The organism is Pseudomonadales bacterium, assembly GCA_024234615.1.
Lineage (GTDB): Bacteria > Pseudomonadota > Gammaproteobacteria > Pseudomonadales > IMCC2047 > JAJFKB01.
Window position 1 is genome coordinate 176,066 of the sequence record JACKNY010000003.1, and the last position, 18,766, is coordinate 194,831.

At 48.1% G+C, this 18,766-nt stretch carries 18 protein-coding genes; 6 read left to right on the top strand and 12 right to left on the bottom strand.

Features of this window, described 5'->3' with window-relative positions; genetic code table 11:
• Positions 1 to 50: 50 nt before the first annotated feature.
• Complete coding sequence (locus H6995_13535) at positions 51 to 1,619, top strand: glutamate--cysteine ligase (protein ID MCP5216020.1); 1,569 nt, start codon at positions 51 to 53, stop codon at positions 1,617 to 1,619.
• 8 nt (positions 1,620 to 1,627) lie between these two features.
• Here H6995_13535 and H6995_13540 read toward each other — a convergent pair whose 3' ends face one another.
• From H6995_13540 to fliL, 7 genes are all read right to left on the bottom strand, one after another.
• Positions 1,628 to 2,977 carry a DUF1329 domain-containing protein gene (locus H6995_13540; GenBank protein MCP5216021.1) on the bottom strand — a complete coding sequence of 450 codons (1,350 nt, stop codon included), beginning with the start codon at positions 2,975 to 2,977 and terminating at the stop codon, positions 1,628 to 1,630.
• A 237-nt stretch (positions 2,978 to 3,214) separates the two neighbouring features.
• Entirely contained in the window at positions 3,215 to 4,027 is an 813-nt protein-coding gene (locus H6995_13545; GenBank protein MCP5216022.1) for a tRNA U-34 5-methylaminomethyl-2-thiouridine biosynthesis protein, read from the bottom strand.
• A 37-nt stretch (positions 4,028 to 4,064) separates the two neighbouring features.
• Positions 4,065 to 4,985: a tRNA U-34 5-methylaminomethyl-2-thiouridine biosynthesis protein gene (locus tag H6995_13550; GenBank protein ID MCP5216023.1), complete on the bottom strand. Its 921-nt coding sequence runs from the start codon at positions 4,983 to 4,985 to the stop codon at positions 4,065 to 4,067.
• A 3-nt stretch (positions 4,986 to 4,988) separates the two neighbouring features.
• On the bottom strand, positions 4,989 to 5,435 hold the full coding sequence (locus tag H6995_13555) for a RidA family protein (GenBank protein MCP5216024.1): 447 nt from the start codon (positions 5,433 to 5,435) through the stop codon (positions 4,989 to 4,991).
• Between the two features lie 49 nt (positions 5,436 to 5,484).
• A complete protein-coding gene (locus H6995_13560) occupies positions 5,485 to 5,874 on the bottom strand; it encodes a RidA family protein (GenBank protein MCP5216025.1) in 390 nt (129 codons plus the stop codon).
• Between the two features lie 285 nt (positions 5,875 to 6,159).
• A complete protein-coding gene (locus H6995_13565) occupies positions 6,160 to 7,320 on the bottom strand; it encodes a helix-turn-helix domain-containing protein (protein ID MCP5216026.1) in 1,161 nt (386 codons plus the stop codon).
• Between the two features lie 143 nt (positions 7,321 to 7,463).
• On the bottom strand, positions 7,464 to 7,874 hold the full coding sequence (gene fliL, locus H6995_13570; protein ID MCP5216027.1) for a flagellar basal body-associated protein FliL: 411 nt from the start codon (positions 7,872 to 7,874) through the stop codon (positions 7,464 to 7,466).
• Between the two features lie 106 nt (positions 7,875 to 7,980).
• On the opposite strand from fliL, the gene H6995_13575 reads away from it, so the two are divergent.
• Together H6995_13575 and H6995_13580 are read left to right on the top strand one after the other, a co-directional pair.
• Entirely contained in the window at positions 7,981 to 8,475 is a 495-nt protein-coding gene (locus H6995_13575) for a disulfide bond formation protein B (GenBank protein ID MCP5216028.1), read from the top strand.
• Between the two features lie 65 nt (positions 8,476 to 8,540).
• Positions 8,541 to 9,542, top strand: a complete 1,002-nt coding sequence (locus H6995_13580) for a hypothetical protein (protein MCP5216029.1) — start codon at positions 8,541 to 8,543, stop codon at positions 9,540 to 9,542.
• A 13-nt stretch (positions 9,543 to 9,555) separates the two neighbouring features.
• Here H6995_13580 and H6995_13585 read toward each other — a convergent pair whose 3' ends face one another.
• Both H6995_13585 and H6995_13590 read right to left on the bottom strand, forming a co-directional pair.
• The gene (locus tag H6995_13585) at positions 9,556 to 10,086 is read right to left on the bottom strand and encodes a TIGR02444 family protein (GenBank protein MCP5216030.1); all 531 of its coding nucleotides are present in this window, start codon (positions 10,084 to 10,086) and stop codon (positions 9,556 to 9,558) included.
• 39 nt (positions 10,087 to 10,125) lie between these two features.
• Positions 10,126 to 11,208: a branched-chain amino acid aminotransferase gene (locus tag H6995_13590; GenBank protein ID MCP5216031.1), complete on the bottom strand. Its 1,083-nt coding sequence runs from the start codon at positions 11,206 to 11,208 to the stop codon at positions 10,126 to 10,128.
• A gap of 157 nt (positions 11,209 to 11,365) precedes the next feature.
• Here H6995_13590 and phoB point away from each other — a divergent pair, with 157 nt between their 5' ends.
• Positions 11,366 to 12,058, top strand: coding sequence for a phosphate regulon transcriptional regulator PhoB (gene phoB, locus H6995_13595; GenBank protein ID MCP5216032.1), 693 nt, complete (start codon positions 11,366 to 11,368; stop codon positions 12,056 to 12,058).
• A gap of 147 nt (positions 12,059 to 12,205) precedes the next feature.
• The gene (phoR, locus tag H6995_13600; GenBank protein MCP5216033.1) at positions 12,206 to 13,522 is read left to right on the top strand and encodes a phosphate regulon sensor histidine kinase PhoR; all 1,317 of its coding nucleotides are present in this window, start codon (positions 12,206 to 12,208) and stop codon (positions 13,520 to 13,522) included.
• 129 nt (positions 13,523 to 13,651) lie between these two features.
• Here the strand turns inward: phoR and H6995_13605 are convergent, their stop codons facing one another.
• The 3 genes from H6995_13605 to H6995_13615 form a co-directional block, all read right to left on the bottom strand.
• Entirely contained in the window at positions 13,652 to 13,858 is a 207-nt protein-coding gene (locus tag H6995_13605) for a SlyX family protein (GenBank protein MCP5216034.1), read from the bottom strand.
• Positions 13,859 to 13,880: 22 nt separating this feature from the next.
• Positions 13,881 to 15,206 carry a tRNA 5-hydroxyuridine modification protein YegQ gene (locus H6995_13610; GenBank protein MCP5216035.1) on the bottom strand — a complete coding sequence of 442 codons (1,326 nt, stop codon included), beginning with the start codon at positions 15,204 to 15,206 and terminating at the stop codon, positions 13,881 to 13,883.
• 95 nt (positions 15,207 to 15,301) lie between these two features.
• Entirely contained in the window at positions 15,302 to 17,461 is a 2,160-nt protein-coding gene (locus H6995_13615; GenBank protein MCP5216036.1) for a PQQ-dependent dehydrogenase, methanol/ethanol family, read from the bottom strand.
• A gap of 346 nt (positions 17,462 to 17,807) precedes the next feature.
• Between H6995_13615 and H6995_13620 the strand changes: the two genes are divergently transcribed.
• Positions 17,808 to 18,683 (top strand): AraC family transcriptional regulator, encoded by an 876-nt coding sequence (locus H6995_13620; protein MCP5216037.1) that lies wholly within the window; start codon positions 17,808 to 17,810, stop codon positions 18,681 to 18,683.
• Positions 18,684 to 18,766 lie beyond the last annotated feature (83 nt).

The window sequence follows — 18,766 nt, forward strand, 5'->3', positions numbered from 1 at the left end:
CCGTTTTGTCCTGACATGCTTTCCCCCTCTCTCTGCGCAGGAGCGTAAACTTGGCACACACATTTGATCAACGCCTTAATCTCGTCTCCTCAGCGGACCTTATTTCTTACCTATCACAAATTAATCGTGGTATCGAAAAAGAGGGCTTACGCACAACAGCACAGGGCGAATTAGCGCAAACCCCTCATCCAGCGAAGTTAGGCTCGGCCTTAACGCACCCCTCAATCACCACCGATTATTCCGAAGCGCTGCTGGAATTTATTACACCGGTTTTTAATACACCGGAAGAAACCATCAACTACCTGTCGGATATCCATCGCTATTACTATAGCCAGCTGGATGATGAGTTTATTTGGGCCACCAGCATGCCCTGCTTTTTGGGTGGTGAAGACGCCATCCCCATAGCACGCTACGGAAGTTCAAATATTGGTATGCTAAAGCACGTTTATCGTATTGGACTGGCGTATCGTTACGGCAAAATGATGCAAACCATCGCCGGGATTCATTATAACTTTTCCTTACCCGAAACCTTTTGGCCAAACTTTCAGCAAAGCTTGGAGGAAACTGGAGATTTACAGTCCTTCCAAACAGACGAATATTTTGCACTGATTAGAAACTTCCGCCGTTATTCGTGGCTGCTCCTATACCTGTTCGGAGCCTCACCAGCGCTTTGCCCCTCTTTTCTTCAGGGCCGTAGCAATAGCCTGAAGAGCTTGGCAGGCAACACCCTTTATGCGCCCTATGGTACTTCCTTAAGAATGGGCGATCTGGGGTATCAGAATAATGCTCAGCAGCACCTACACGTTTGTTATAACTCACTGGATGACTATATAACCACACTGGGCCGGGCAATTCATACGCCACACGCTGAATACGAAGCCATTGGTGTCAAACATAATGGCCAATATCGGCAGCTCAATACGAACGTTTTACAAATAGAAAATGAATATTACAGTGATATCCGCCCCAAACGCGTCACGCCGTCCGGGCAAAAGCCACTGCATGAACTATCAAGAAATGGCGTACAATATATCGAAGTGCGCAATCTTGATATCAACCCTTTCTTACCCGCTGGTATCGACAGCGCCCAGGCACGCTTTGTTGACTGTTTCCTACTTTATTGCTTGCTCGAGGATAGTCCCATTGCTAGCGATGAGGAATGCCAAGCGTTAGCCCAAAATAAATCGCTGGTGGTTAATAGGGGGCGCGAGCCTAATCTTTTCCTGGCACGATGCAATAATCGAACCCAAAAATTAGCTGCCTGGGGCGCTGAGCTTTTCGATAAAATAGCTAACATTGCCGATATTATGGACCGTGCTACCGGCGACAGGCACTACCTTGCGGCGGTAGCAGAACAACGGGAAAAGCTTGAAAATCCTGATGCAACGCCTTCCTCAAGAGTGCTTCAGGCGCTGAATGATCAGCACATTTCCTTTTTTGAGTTTGCCTTGCAACAAACCAAAATACAGGGAGATTATTTTAAAAGCCAGCCGCTCCCTGCATCAACGTTAGACTATTTCACACAATTAGCACAGGATTCACGACAGCAACAAAGCGAAATTGAAGCCAACGATCAAATGAGCTTTGACGAATATCTTCGTCAATACCTAGCCTCCTAAGTGCTAGCTTAACGGCCACTGGCACGCATATACTGCACATTGAAAAGGTTAGTCCGGAAGCGCTCGTCAGGAATTCTTGGCAAAAGCTGTAGCGTCGTACAATGCTCCGCCTGTAAATCTATCATCGAAACCACTTCTACAATAGCGCCCTGCCAAACCACATTGTTTGGATGGTGATAATTCGAATCCGAAGCCCCGGCAATACTCAGTTTCCATAACCGTTCCGCACGGTCATAGATTTTAATCAGGGCCGGGCTAGCGGTCTGAGCATCCACATAAAATGTTCTTCGCGATAACGGATGATTCGAGCTGAGCGGCATGGCATCTAGCACATATACCTTGCGTAACTGCCAAGTAACCTGAGGAAAACAATTACCCTGCCCACCAAACCCGACTAATTGAAAACCCTCTTCTTCCGCATCTTCCCCGGCAAAAGGAAGTTCGGTGTGCCGGTAAAGGGGCATCAGCAACCACTGACTACCCCGATACTGCCACTCCATGTCCATCAGGCGCCCATTAAAACCAAGAAAATCCTCGATCATAATATCGCTGCCTAAAAATGCATCTGTGGTCTGACCGCTAGCCAGACGTCGCACGCGGCGCTGCGATGCATGATACATCCAGACTTGCTCTTTGCGCGTATCATCTTCCTGACGATGGATCAGCAATTGCGTATTGGCAATATCGGGCGGCTTGTTTACACGCAAATAGAGCGCATTATAAATTTCTGATGGGTTTTGCGGCAGATCTGGCTTGGGTTCAGTCGTATGACGATGCTTTAAACGCATCATTCTGCCGTACATGGCCAGGTTTCTTTCCACTTTGCCGGTGCGCATATCGCGGTATTGCCAGAAAAATTTCTCTACCTCATTCTCGTCTGGGGCGTAGGCATAACGCATGTTCCAGGCAATTTTCTCACCCGCGCGAGGATCAGCATCCTCTATCAGCGGGAAAGGGCGTCCGGCAATATAGTTGTTGATCACGCCGGGTTCATCCGCCAGAGATACATTGGCAGCGTATTTGTGGGTAGCCTCTACATAGGCCGGATGTACAGGATAGCTGTTTGATTCGCCAACCTGAATACTGAGCTTTCCTTCCTGTATCAGCTTCACCAAAACGGGCTCGATGACAGCCTCGTAATCAGCCAGATTCTTCCCATCAATCAAGGTTCCTGGCGCAGGCAATTTTAGCGACGCATCTGCGCTAGTCTGATGTAAGAAACTTTGTTCAATCGTATCAACCGCAACCGTCGCGAAAGAACTAGAGCAGATCAGGCTAAAGCCAAGCAGCACAGCAATGTTTAAAAAAAATAAACGCCAAAGCTGCAAGCTGCTCTTCAGCAACATAGGTGGTGTCATGAATGATTCCCCAAAGCTCAATGTTTCAATGAGCACTCGGCTCACAGTTATATTTTAATCAAAAGGAGTTTGCCCCACTGAAGATCAACAAAAGCCTAACGGCTTCCATTTTAGAACGCAACGCATAACACGCGGAAAGATGTGCAAAATCAATTAGCTGTCACAATACGGCTATACGCAGGATTTACCTAAAATTATACTTCCTATATATTTGCTAAACCTGCTCAGGAGAGTCCTTTAAACGCTAAATTCAATAACCCCTGCGCCAGCGCCGTACACCGGTTCATAGGCGTGCACTTTGCCGCCAGACAACTGACTCCCAAGCGCACCCTTGATAAAGGCCATGTGTTTAAACCCCATATCCACTTTAGCCTGCTTGGCGTAAGCAGGGCATTGAGCTAGCATGGCAACACTGTCTCCCGCTTCAATCAGCGCCAGCATTTTGCGGTTCCAAGCGTCATCTTGCTCAGAGGAAATACGATCATCTGCAATATTAATACTCTGGCGGTAAAAAGATCCTGATAACCCACCGACCGCGACCACCGCTATTTTTCGCCCCAGTTTAACCGCCTGTTCCGCAACCACACTGCCAAGTTGCTCAGTAATAGCCCAGTCATGATAGAGATTATTAGAGGTATTCAGCAGCGGCAAACGGTTATCGGCATTAAGGAAATTGGAGGCGACGATAGTGCCAGTGTCGATCGGAAACTGATCATAATCCACCCCCTTGGACTTGATACCCTTCTCGTTTGCACCATCAATCGCCGCCTGAGTTAACCCGGTGTCAATGGTAATATCAAAGGGCAAATCGCCGTACTCATGCCAATTATGATCAACATGCACGCCCTGCAAATGCGGGCGCATTTGCCAAAGCTGATCCAACACCGCAAACCAGCCAGTCGAGTAGATGACAATGGTATCCGGATTGGATTTTGCTAAGGCGACGCCCGCAGCATCCATCCCATCAGCCAAGCGACCCCAAGGAGGGTTATCTCTTTGCACATAGGGTAAGGGCGACGCAGGAACCAGAAATGCTGAAACGATAGCCATGCTGTATTCTCCTTTTCTATTATTTTTCAGCCGCTGGTTAAGCAACTTCGGCTTGGTAAGGGTGTGCCAAACCAGCCTTAACCAGGTTCCATTCCATCACCGCATTGCCAGTGCCTATCACCGTGCCATAGCCATGCAGCTCCCCAGGAATTTTCGGGTAACCCATGGCCGCAAACATCCAGGTAAAGGCGCCGGATTTGATTTCCGCAAAAGACTCCTCGATAAACTGGGGTAGCAACCGGAACACTTCGTCCACTTCACCTTTTCGCAATAGCTCGATCATGCGCATATCCCATAGATAACCCTCATAGGTTTCGGGATGTTCCTGAGTCATGTCTTCAGGAATAGCAGGTTCTTCTCTGAAGTGGTAATGGCAAAGGGTGTTAGACGCTAGCAACACAGCTCGTCGGCCAGTCTTTTCAATAGCTCTGCGGGTAGCTTTCCCCAGTCGATCCATCTCCTCCAAACCCTCTTCCATTTTGAGATAATAGGGCGAATTATTGGCGGATATCCCGACCACCGGAATATCCCACTGCGGGCGCATCATGTGTAAAGTCGTAATGGTGCCATAGTCCACCCGAAATTTAGGGTTTCGCATCATTTTTGCATCGAGCCCCAGAGCGGACGCCTCCGCGCAACAAGCTTCGGCCAGCTCAACATCAACATTTAAGTCAAAGCGGTAACGAAACAGGTTGGGAAAGATCGGATCGACCGATTTACCGCTCAGCTTTTCTACACCGAGAAAATGGTGACCTTGCTCAGTAATCCAGTGTGGTGAATGCACCAGCAACACATCCGGTTTTAGCTCTTCCAATGTCACACGTGCCCGCTCATAGGCCCAACGTAGCTGTTCCCAACCGCCTTTCGAACGGGCTTCATTTTGGGGTGGATTTTCACCATACACTAAATGCGGTGGATGGGGCGCTAAATAACCGGCAACAATTTCACCTTTGCTCATAACTTAGTCTCCTCCGTTAGGGGCGGGCTTGTAAGCAACCGCTTTTATTTCTATCGCTAAATGCGGATGTGGCAATTGCGCTACCGCGACGGTGGTACGCGTGGGTCCGGTTTCATCAAAATATTCGGCATAAACCTCGTTGAAACCATCGAAGTCCTCCATATCAACCAAAAAGCAACTCAGCTCCAATAAATCACTCAAGGCGGCATCCATTGACGCCAGAATATCGGCAATATTTTCTATCACAGCCCGCGTCTGTATTCGAATATCCATCTGCACTCGACCATTCGCATCGGTACTGGCGCCTTCAATACTATTATCCGGGCGCCGGGAGCTGGTTCCAGAAACATAGATAAAATCCCCCGCTCTTTTAACATGCGGGAAGCTTCCGCGTGGTGTTGCTTTATGTGATAAAACTTTACTTTCAGCTTGATTCACATCGACTCCCATCAAATTGAGTTTGGGGCACCTCAAAAAATTCGAGTTCTAGAGGCCTCTTCTATTCTGCTTTATAAAAATTAAATTCTATTTCAACGCTGGCTCCGAGAGGTAGCTCGCTAACTCCGACGGCAGTTCTTGCTGGCGGTCGCACATTTTCCGTAAACACTTCTTCCCAGGCACGATTAATTTCAGAAAATTGCCCAAAGTGAGTGGTAAAAATACGCGCACCGACCATATGGCTCAGTGACAATCCAAAATCTGGTAGGGCCTGAGTAATGTTTTCAAGGATTTTTCTGGTTTCCTGATAGACACCACCAGGCACTAGCACACCGGTAGTTAGATCCAGCGCAATCATTCCGGCGCTTTGCAAGTAGGGGCCCGCTTTAACCAACTGGCTATAGCGAAATCGTGGCTGGGGCAATCGATCCGAACTTAAAGCTTCGAGCATACGAAACTCTTTTATGGCCAATAATATTTCTCAGTTTAAATTTATAATCTTATATATCAAGAACTATTTATCAATATTTTAGATATTAGCGGCGAAATAGGCAATTTGCCTGATATAACGATATGATTTTATTATTTTTGTTTATACGTACAAAAATCTAAGCAAATAGATTTTTGTCTGCTTTGAATTCAATAATTATTAAGATTTAGGGATATCAAACTAGCCATCGGCAAGAAGATGGTCATAGAACCCTTTTTTGCGGCAAGGAAGCCCAGTCGCTGTGGTTTATACTGGGAAGTAGGCCATCGCTTTTAGCATCAGCAATTGATGTGGGTGCGGCAGCTCATTAACGGCAACCGTGGTTCGAGTCGGTCCACTATAGTCGAAGTACTCACCGTAGACTTCGTTAAAAATTTCATAATCTTTCATGCTCACCAGGAACGCCTGAATTTCAACAATATCTTCACGTTTAGCACCAAAGCTCTCAACTATATCAACGATATTGTGCAGCGCAACATGCGTTTGTCGACGCATATCTAAAACTGTTTTGCTTCCTGCACCCTGGACAACACCGGGAAAAGTATCATCCTGCTGCCGCGCACTGGTGCCCGACACCAGTATAAAATCCCCAATTCTTTTGGCATGAGGAAAATTCCCTCGCGGCTTGGCTTTATAGGGCAACACTCTATTTTCCATATAAAGTTCGCGATGTATTTGTTCAGAATGGTGAGCCAAATTTTGGCGGTAACTATTGATTTGGCCTAATGTTAATGACGGTAGCTGAGTGGTCACCGATAGGGCAGCAACCACTTCACTATGGTCATCAAGAATGGGAACGGCGACACAGGAAACCCCTTCATCAATCTCGCCGCAACTTAGCGCATACCCCTGCTGCTCAATCTCCTGCAGTTCTTCCATGAGCGCAGCGCGATTAGTAATTGATTTCTCGGTAAAAGATTCGAACTCAAGATCATCAAGCAGGTAATCCAACATTTTGGGCCGCAATCCAGCTAGCAACACCCGACCAGCTGCTGTGCAATAGGCTGGCAATATCCTGTCATCCAGTATACCTAACTGCAAGGAACGGGCATTGTGCCCAATAGCGATTTGAATAACTTTCTTTCCGCTTAGCACCGCCACATTCACCCTCTCTCCAAAATGCTCTGCCAAGGCATCGACATGGGGCGCCACTACGTGGGTCATTACCTTATTGTGCTCTACCCGACCCCCTAACTCCGCCAGCAGGGTACCCAGTTGAAAGCGATTGTCGCTCGCCCGGGAAACCACACCGAGGTTTTCCAAGGTAAGCAAAAATCGATGTGCAGTGGCAACCGTCATCCGGGTTCTCTTAGCCACTTCAGTAGCTGAAAGCTGGCAGCCGTTAGGCGAAAATGCTTCCAAAATTTGAAAGGCTTTTTGTACTGATGAGTTTCTCGGTGTCGCCATAGACCGTCTATTATTATTCAATCACGAGGTGATCGATAATAACCGATATTGCAAAAAAAGTAACAGTATGCCGGTTTTAGCGTGCTCTTAAGAACAAGAAATGTATTGCAGATATTCCGGTAGTCGCTAATCAAGTGCGTGTATTAGCGTTGCACAAAAAAACTACTGAAGAGTACGTCTTCAATCGACGCGTTATCCTCTTCCGCCTTCATCACGGCCTGTAGGTCAGCTAAGGCTTGCATCCGAATCTGCTCCTTGCCTTCCATACTGCTGACCGTTTCCTCGGTCTGCTGGGTCAATACCTTAATCAGCGCGTATCGAAGAGAGGGCATGTGATGTCTCACCAACCGATAGGCTTCTTGCGAATCGACACGTAGCGACACTTCGGTCTTAATATATTTGAGCGGGCCTGGTCCGCCGTAATTGGTAACGAAGGCAGGGGTCAACTCGATATAGCGAACACCATCCGCCTCTTCTACCGCTTCTTCTTCCGCCATCAACGGAGTACACAAAAGCTGAACGAGCAATATAAGACCAAACAACCGTAACTTCATTACCAATGATCTCCTTTTTATATGGGAATGTTTCAATTTGCGGATCGACACCTATAATAGCGTTTTAAGTATAGAACCCTAATCAACACGGGCAAGTAAATATATGATGATTTCGATAACTCCACGCCAGCTTAACCTCTTAGCTTTTGTATTTTGCGCGGCGCTAATTTTAACCGCTTTTTATTTTCAATATGTGAAGGGCCTTGAGCCCTGCCCTCTTTGCATGGCACAACGCATTGCATTTTATACCAGCGGCCTTATCTTCCTCCTCGCGGCAATCCATGGTCCCGCAATTGTCATGCAGCGTATCTATGCCGGTTTGACGTTACTCTTCAGCCTCGGTGGAGTAGCCCTGGCCAGCCGTCAACTCTGGCTGCAAAGCCTACCAGAAGACCAGGTACCGGCTTGTGGGCCTGGACTTGAATACATGCTAGAAGTACTGCCCTGGTCGGAAATAGTCAGCGTTATGCTACGCGGCACCGGCGATTGCGCCAAAGTGCAATGGACTTTTTTAAATTTGAGCATACCCGGCTGGACCTTTATCGCCTTTATTGGCCTCGCCATAATTAGCCTCATGCTCTTTAAACGGCGGTCGATATAAGCTGACAAGCACTAACTTGAAAGTAACCTAAACTGGCAGGAAACCTATTCTCTCACAGGCCCACTATGCTACAACTATTGTCGGATTTCTCCCTGCCTCGCTATAGCGTTTTATTCGTTGTATGCATTCTTCTGGTCGGTTGCGATCAATCATCCCCCCCGAGAAAAAGCTGGGAAAATGCAGCGCAGGGGTTGTATGCAGCAACACTATCTAACCAGGGCAATTATGCGATAGTCGGCTCAATCAACCATGGCGCCAGCCTTTGGGATATGCCGCGAGGGGAACGCCTGTATGATTGGAATCACGCAAAAGGGGAGTATACCGCCATCGTCGCTGCTGCGATTTCACCAGAAAACAACTACGCGGCAACAGCCTCCCAGCGCACCATCGTGCTCTGGGAGATAGGCACCGGCAAACCCGTCTGGTTCTGGACAGCACCCGGGAATATTTTGAGCATGGCGTTGACACCCAATGGCGACTACGCATTATTAGGGCTGGATAATCATACGGCAGTGATTTTTGATATCAAAAATGGTGGCGTTAAACGCATCTTTCATCACAACGGGAAGGTCCGCAGTGTCGCGCTCAGCCAGGATGCCAAGGTTGCGCTAACCGGCTCCGATGATCGAACCGCAAAACTCTGGAATTTAGAGACCGGAGCAGAGCTGCAGAGCTGGGCACACGAAAATCAATTAATTACCACGGCATTATCCCCTTCGGGAAAATATGCTTTCACCGCCGCGCAAGCAGACAAAGCTATCATCTGGAACACCCAGAATGGTCAGCCTGTAAAAGAAATGCCGATTAAAAAAGGGCCTTACATTGCTGGCTCCACCTACACTGCCGCCAGATTCTCAGCGGACGAAAAGCAACTGCTTACCGGCACCAACAGTCAGCTAGTGCAACTCTGGAATATTGATAGCAACCTCGAAGCAAAGCATTGGAAAGTGACCAAAAAGGATAAATGGAAACCCACTTCGGCCAGCCTGCTTGCGGTCAGTTTTAGCAACAGACAGGGCCTTTATTACGCAATTGCTTCTAACGGCCTCAGCTACGAACTTGATTAAATCGGCGTGTCACTCATTCACCCGAGCTGATATAAAACACGTTATTATCCTTCTCGCCTAGCACCAGATCTATTAAACGTTCAATTTCCCCAAGCCATGGTTGAAAATCCACGCCTGCAGCATTGAAATAGGCAATAAGGTTCGCTTTGGCAAGCACGCGTGCAGCAAGCTTAGACTCAGGCATACCCTGTGCAAGGCGCAACAATAATTTCTGCTCAATCCGCTCGACCTCTAACTCAGCCTTCTTCATGGTCAGATAGAGTTTGGGTTGCCCCATGCTCATCCCTATCCGTTTCATGCCATAACGCGCACTACGCAGCGGCAACAACACCTGCTCGTTGCATTGACGCAAAGCTTCACTTTGCTTCAGCGGGATCATATCTAATTCGCGACCACGTTCAGCCAACCACAACGCAAACAGCAGAATATTCACGCTTAGTTCGGCCTTATCCTGTAGCGTAAGGCAAATGCCTGCAACGCCGGGCGTCGCATAATGACGGAGCGAGAAATCCCAGAAAGGGTTTTGCTCAGAAGAAGGTTTCATTCAGACAACACTCATTATTGTAAAAATCCAAATAATCAATCAGCAGTGCGGATAATATTCATCAGGGATCATTTGTACCCATTGATAAGGATCCGCTAAACGCCTTTCCTGAATACCAAGCATTTGCTCCCGAATGGCTAAGGATAATTTACCATCAGGGTATTTGACTTGATACTCAGTACCATTATATTCACCCAAAGCCCCTATCGGTGAGAGTATTGCCCCGGTACCACAACAGAACAATTCACTACAGTCTGTGGATTGAATCTGCCGGATCAACTCATCAATATTGAGCGATTGCTCGTACACCCTAATCCCCATGCTCCCGGCCAATTGAATAATGGAGTCTCGCGTTATTCCATCCAGCAACGACCCGGTAAGTGCTGGGGTATAGAGTTCATCATTAATCACTGCGAAAAAATTCATTACGGAAAGCTCTTCGATATTTTGCTGGTTGACCGGATCCAACCAGAGCGACTGGTGATACCCCATCGCCATCGCGCGTTGCCGTGACGCAAAGCTCGCCGCATAATTTCCCCCAGTCTTAGCCGCACCGGTGCCTCCGATGGCGGCACGAGTGTATTCACGCTCAATCAGCACCTTCATTGTGCCCGCATGAATGGACTCGGAAGGACTGGCAATCACCATATATACAAACTGGTTTGCCCCTGTCACCTCCAAGCTCGGCTCCGACGCAAACATAAAAGGGCGAAGGTAGAGGGACTTGCCTGGCTCCGCGGGAATCATTGCCTCGCTGTATGCCGTCACCAAATAAACCCCTTCCATAAAAAGTTGCTGAGAGATTTCGGGCATTGCCATACGCTTTGCTGACAGATTAAAGCGTTGCCAGTTACGTTCCGGCCGAAATAGGTTCGCTCGCTCCTGATCGATTCGATAAGCCTTCATACCCTCAAAAATTTCCTGGCCATAATGCAGTACTTTCGCACTGGGCTGAATTTGTAATGGCCGATTTGCCTCCAAGATACCCTCTCCCCAGATGCCGTCGGCATATTTAGCCGAATACATCACAGGGCCTGGCGACAGACCAAAACCTAATTTTTGCGGCAGCTCATAATTACTCAAAGCCTCATGAACATTTTCATGAATGCTATAACTCGTCATCTCCAAGTAATTTCCTAATTGCTATGATTGAAAACCAAGCCAGAAAGTGCGCCGCGAAAACGACGCTCAGTGGCGCTTTGGACGCTTGTCATCTGCTTGTAACATTACGCTGCTCTAATGTAACATCGCCAAGCACTGAGGAAAACCAAGATTTTATATGGCTAAGCAAACGATTCTCATCGTCGACGACGAAGCCTCTATTCGGGACATGGTTGCCATGACTCTCGAACTCAACGGCTTTGATTGCCTAGAGGCAGCGGATGCCATAACAGCACACTCACTTATCGTCGATCAGCGCCCGGATTTAGTGCTCTTGGACTGGATGATGCCAGGCACCAGTGGGATTGAGCTTTCTCGCCGTCTGCGCCGAGACAACGCAACCAAAGAAATTCCCATTATTATGATCACCGCTAAAGGCGAAGAACGTAATAAAATCGAAGGTTTGGAAACAGGTGCCGATGACTACGTCACTAAACCTTTTTCCACCAAAGAGCTGATGGCCCGCATACGCGCGGTATTACGTCGATTTCAAAATGACGCTGGCGGGCAAATCGACTGCGCAGGCTTACAACTGGACACTCAGGCACACCGGATCAGCGCCAATGGAACCCCAATCAAACTAGGGCCAACAGAATACCGCCTTTTACAGTTTTTTATGTCTCATGCTGACCGAGTTTACACGCGAGAGCAGTTACTGGATATGGTTTGGGGTGGCAACGTCTACATCGATGATCGTACCGTAGATGTCCATATAAGACGCCTACGCAAGGCTTTAACAGCACATGGTTACGATCAATACATTCAAACCGTTCGCGGTGCCGGCTACCGTTTCTCATCCAACCTAAGCTAACTTCACGAATGAAAAGACACCGCATCAAGCGCCGATGGTCTAGCGATTAAGATAAGCTTTAAATCTACTTTTTACTCCACGAGCATGTAAAATGTGGCCCTAACCAGCCGGAGCTTTTATTAATTTGCTAAATAAATAGATGCCTTTGTGAATTTTAACCCTGCAACAGAATTACGACACCTCACTATTTTACTGCTTAGCAGCCTCGTTATCGGCTGGCTGCTGAATGCGGTCAGTCTTGTTGTTGCATTCGCCTTAGGCGGCTATATTTTTTGGAATCTCCGACAACTATTCCGCCTTTACGATTGGCTAAAAAATACTGACCCGACCGACCCGCCTAATAGTCATGGACTTTGGGGTGCTGTTTTCGATGAAATCTACAAATTACAGCAACGTCAATTGAAATACCGGGCGCGTTTAAAACGGGTTATCAAACGCTTCAGGGATTCCACCTATGCCCTAAAAGACGGTTTTGTGATGCTCGACCGCGAAGGCGCTATCGAATGGTGGAACCCAGCGGCAGAACGACTATTGGGCCTGGAGTCGCCCGCCGACGTGAACCAGTTAATTACCAACCTCATCCGTGACCCTGCCTTTAAGGATTATTTCGACAGTGATGATTATACCAAGGAACTGGAACTGCCTGCTCCCGTCAATGATAAGATAACGTTGCAATACCAAATAGCATTCTTTGGCAAACAGGAACGCTTGATTATTGTGCGCGATATCACCGAATTGAAAAAACTGGAGCAAGTGCGTACCGATTTTGTCGCCAACATGTCGCATGAATTGCGTACGCCATTAACCGTGTTGAATGGCTACCTGGAAACCCTTGCCGATAATAGTGACCAAATACCCCCGATGTGGTTGCGCGCAGCCGCCAATATGCGCCAGCAAACCGAACGCATGAAACTTTTGGTAAAGGATCTCTTAACCCTCTCGAAACTTGAAACCCGCAGCGTAGACAACAGCCTGCATCTGGTTGATATGAACACCCTGTTAAGCCGTGTTCAAAAAGACTTAAAGCCGATGATTGAAGAGAAAAACCAATCTCTCGTTCTTCACCTTGACTCCGATGAGCAATTGCTCGGCAACCGCGAGGAACTTTATAGTCTACTTTCCAATCTGGTGGTAAACGCAAGTAAATATTCGCCCCGGAATAGCCATATCGAAATTAAATGGTTCACTAATGCCTCTGGCGGCTGCCTGTCTGTGAAAGACAATGGCGTCGGCATTGATAGCAAAGAAATTCCTAGACTCACCGAGCGTTTCTACCGCGTCGATAAAGGAAGAAGCGGGGACAGTGGCGGCACTGGTTTGGGGTTAGCGATAGCCAAGCATATTCTGATCAACCATGACGCCCACTTGGATATTGAAAGCGTGCCCGGCAAAGGCAGTCTCTTTACCTGCAAATTCCCCCCTCACCGCCTCTCGGCACCGACCCAAACAGCAGCAAACTCTTAGCACCGACTCACGTGGATGCCACACCCAATAGCAGCACGCCGGTAGATTTGTACTTTGCTATATTCGCATGTTTCTCCGAACTATCTGACATAGCGCTAGGCTGATAATGCAGTATTGAAACACCCTCTTTTAATAATGCGGTGGAATTTCCTGCTCTTGCTTTTCTCCCTCCCGTGCGACGGCGAGATCACCCATTTTTTCAGCTAACACTTTAAGCTGTAACGCCAGCTGGTCGATACGGCGCTGCTGCTGACAAAGGGCATCGTTTAAAGCCTGTACGGTGTCTTCCTGGTAAGCAACCTTGGTTTCAATATCCACCAACCTGTCATCATTCATGACTTAATCTTTCAACCCCTCTTTATAGATAACGCATTAACATCGCATAACCGCCATCTTCAGCCAAATACAATGACTCAGGCAAGGGAATTCGTACCACATGACCCGACCCCGGTGCGGCGGCAATGGCTTCCCCACGTTTATTTTCCAGTGCGGCAAGATTAAATAGATGGTTGCCCTGGGGCGTAATGAGCTCCAGCGTATCACCCTTTTCAAATCGGTTTTTTACAGCTACGGTAATCCAACCACTATCGACATCCGCCTGGGTAACTTCACCGACAAACTGTTGATTAGGATTTGCCGACACACCCTGATCATAATTCTGATAATCCTGGGGTACATGGCGACGATAAAAACCTTCTGTATAACCACGGTTGGCAAGATGATCAAGCTCAGTCATCAGCCCCATATCAAAGGCTTCGCCTGCCACTGCACTGTCAATGGCATGTCGATACACCTGCGCAGTACGTGCCACGTAGTAATGGGACTTGGTGCGGCCTTCAATCTTTAAAGAATGCACACCCATTTCGACAAAACGCGGCACATGCTGCACTGCACGCAGATCCTTGGAATTCATGATATAAGTACCATGCTCATCCTCAAAGGCGGGCATCAGCTCATCCGGTCTTCCTTGTTCTTGTAACAACATGACGGGTTCATCGGCACCCTCCTCCGGCTCCATTGCCTGTACCGCGTTTAACGGTACGATATCACCAGTTTCTGTTTCCTTAGCTTCATGCGCCTGATATTTCCAGCGACAGGCATTGGTACAGGCACCTTGATTCGGATCACGATGATTCATGTAACCGGATAACAGGCAACGCCCTGAATAAGCGATACAAAGCGCGCCATGCACAAATACCTCAACTTCCATTTCGGGACACTCTTGCCGAATCTCGGCAACTTCATCCAAGGATAATTCACGCGATAGAATCACACGGCTCACACCCTGCTTACCCCAGAACTGAACGGTGGCAAAATTCACGGCATTGGCTTGCACCGACAAATGTACCGGCATGTCCGGCCACTTATCCCGAACCAGCATGATTAAACCAGGGTCGGACATAATCAACGCGTCCGGCCGCATGTCGATCACCGCCTCCATATCACGCAGATAACTACGCACCTTATTATTGTGAGGTGAAATATTGCTGGCGATATAGAATTGCTTGCCTGCCTGATGCGCCTCGGCAACCGCATCGGCCATAATATCCAGGTGGTTAAACTCGTTGTTACGCACCCGTAAGCTATAGCGCGGCTGTCCCGCATAAACCGCATCCGCACCATATGCCAATGCATAGCGCATACTTTTCAGGGTGCCTGCTGGCGACAAGAGTTCCGGTTTCATGTGTCCTACTCTGTTAAAAATGGGCGCACATTGTACAACAATTGCACAATTTTTATACCGTTATCGACCTGGGAAACTTGCCCTGCTCACTGGCGTTATTGCATAGTTTTAAGATTGACCTTATCCCTGTGTGCTCGCTCTATCACATAAGCCTGAATAGCCGCCGCATCCTGTTTGTCTAAGACCTGACGAAAGGAAACCATGCCGCGATCACTTAGAAGCCCTTCCAACACAATCTGATTCCAAACTGTATGCATTTGCGTGTAACGCAAATCAGGCAGTATACCGCCGCTAATCACGCTGTTACCATGACAGGCACCGCAATACTTATGGTACAAGGCTTTGCCTTGCTGAACAGTTTCCGGCGATGCCGTCATCGCTGGCGGATTAAGCTCTTTATGCTGTACCTTCAGCGGTGGTAATTGCTCCTTCCCACCGAGTTTAAAAACCAGTAACCGACTGACATTCTGATTCGCCGCCTCGGTCAGCATACCGCCAATAATCAAAGGTACGCCGCCGCCCCAACCCGCCGCTACCGCAATATATTGTTCACCATCCACGGCATAGCTGATAGGCGCCGCCATAATGCCAGTCTGTGCAAAAAACGACCACAGCTTGTTACCTTGGTCAGCGCTATAGGCATTCAAATAACCAGCGCCATTACCCTGAAACACGAGGTTCGTAGCGGTGGAAACAACCCCACCATTCCAGATATTGGCGTGCTCCACCTGCCATTTGACTTGTTGTCGCACTGGATCCCAGGCCAACAAGCGCCCCTTTAAACTGGCTTTAATCGCCCGCCGCTGCGCCTCATCTTCCGGCATAGCCGCTACCAAATCATCAATTCCGGTGTTCCAGCCAAAGCTTTGATGCTGGAATCCAGCGTCCACCATATAGGGGTAGGCCGTGCTCATCGCCGGGATATACACCAACCCCGTGCTGGGGCTATAGCTCATGGGTTGCCAGGTATGGCCGCCCGCCGGGCCAGGCATCGAAACGAAAGGTTTGGTCTGATCGTAATAGGCCTCCGGCTTAACCACTGGACGCCCACTTTTGGCATCCACATGTGAAGCCCAATTGACGTCGACGAAAGCCTGCGCCGAAATAAACTCTCCGGTCTTGCGATCCAGCACATAGAAAAATCCATTTTTCGGTGCCTGCATAATGACCTTACGCAGATTTCCATCAATTTCTAAATCAGTCAATATCATGTGCTGTGTAGCAGTGTAATCCCAACTATCACCAGGCGTTGTCTGATAATGCCAAACGTATTCACCACTATCAGGACGAACCGCGACAATGGAGGAGAGGAAAAGGTTATCGCCACCACCGGGGCTACGCAAATATCGGCTCCAGGGAGAACCGTTACCGACACCAAAATAGAGCAAATCCAATTCTGGATCATAGGCCATGGAATCCCAAACTGTGCCACCGCCGCCTATTTTCCACCACTCACCACCCCGCCAGGTTTTTGCGGCCATTTCCAATGCTTTACTTTCAAAGGGTTCGTTAGGGTCGCCCGGTACCGTATAAAAACGCCAGACCAGCTCGCCAGACTGGGCGCTATAAGCAGAAACAAATCCTCGTACACCCAGTTCAGCGCCACCGTTGCCGATAATTACTTTGTCTTTAACCACACGTGGCGCGCCCGTAATTGAATAAGGTTTATCCGTCGGCGTAGTCTGCACCGACCAGACAACCTGGCCATCATCTGCACTCAAGGCAATTAAGCGACCATCCAGGGTGCCGACGTACACTCGCCCTTGCCAAACCGCAACGCCACGATTAACCACATCGCAACAGAGGTTGACCGCCCACTCTGGAGGGACCTTAGGGTCGTATTCCCAGAGCAATGCTCCCGTGGCGGCGTTAAGCGCATAGACACGACTCCAGCTGCCAGAAACATAAATCACCCCATCCACTACGATCGGCGTAGCCTCCATTCCGCGTTTTGTGTCGAAATCGTGAAACCAAGCCAGCCCCAAATTAGCGATGTTATCCTCGGTAATTTGAGACAAAAGACTGTAGCGCTGCTCGTTATATGTTCTGCCATGGGTTAGCCAGTTTTGCGGCTCTTGCTCAGCCTGCAAAATTCTTTTTGTATTTACATCGGCGACAGCTTGAGTGGCAGGCGTAGACAGATTTGAGCGCTGTTCATTATGGCTACCACAACCAACCAAGAAGATAGTCAGAATAAGCGTAATGAAAGCAAACCAGTTAATTTGGTTCGCACAGTTACACGCAACACATTTCATCAATTCACCCTTATCTATAGTGCGAATAGGCTCAGTATAAAGGAGGTGCCGATGAGGGCAATATCCGTTAAGCGCACCACCTATCCTGTTCCGGAAAAAATATTTTTCCCACAAATCATATTCCCGTGATAATTTGGCTTAAACGCACAAATAGTTGTACCATAACCGAGTCAAATCATGGGTTTATACCAGCATCTTCAGATAGGCCCATAGTGCCTTCGAGGAGTTCAACTTGCCTTCATTCGTCAACGCAGATAACCGGATAAAGATCAACAACCACGCCCTTCGGTCCAGTGATATCGATGAAACCATAGAAATGGTAGGTCATCACCTTTGGTCACATCGAATGAAGATTGCTCAGGCCAGCCGAACCGTAGACAGCCAGATACTTGGGCATTTGTTGGGTGATTTTTCAGTCTTAGATCTCGCTTACGGCGCAGCGGTGGAAATTAAGCCCGAAGCGGCTCCTGATTTTTATCTAGTGCACATACCTGTCAGCGGCTATGCTGAGCTTCATCTTGGCGGTAAAAAATTAATCAGCACACCAGAAACTATTTCGATTTCCTCGCCGTCCATGCTGTCTTATGTGTATATGGATCACCAATCACGGCACCTGAATATACGAATCGAACGCAGCAAACTGGAAGACCATTTATACCAGCTGATAGGCCACGAGGTTTATACACCCCTTATTTTCGCATTGGAGACGCCAAGCCAATCAGCAGCAGGCGCAGCACTGATTCAGACCTTGAACAACCTTTTTATGCAAGCTAAAGCCGTGCCTGAAATGTTCACGCATCAACAGATTATCGATCAGTATAAAAATCTATTGATGTCGATCTTGTTATCTATGTTTCAACATTCTTATACGGATTTACTGTGCAATGGTAAGCACAACCCGGTACCTTGGCACGTGCGCCAGGCGAAGGACTACATCGAAGAAAATCTTTGTGATTATATTAGCCTGGCGGCATTGGCTGAATTTGTTGGCGTCAGTGCACGCACACTGCAAAACGGTTTTCGTCAATTTGAGGGAATATCCCCTGCCGAATATATTCGTGGCCGACGCTTGCAACGTTTACATCAAGCCCTTCTCGCCGCCGACCCGGCCTTGCGTATCACCGATATAATGCTGGAACAGGGAATTACCAGTTTTGGTCGTTACGCTCATTATTACCAAGAACGCTATCGCTGCCTGCCGTCAGAAACACTAAAAAAATAATACCGAATACATATCCTCAAAAAATTACACTAGCCTTTATCTCGACATAAAAAAAGGGAATGACTGTTTAAGTCATTCCCTTG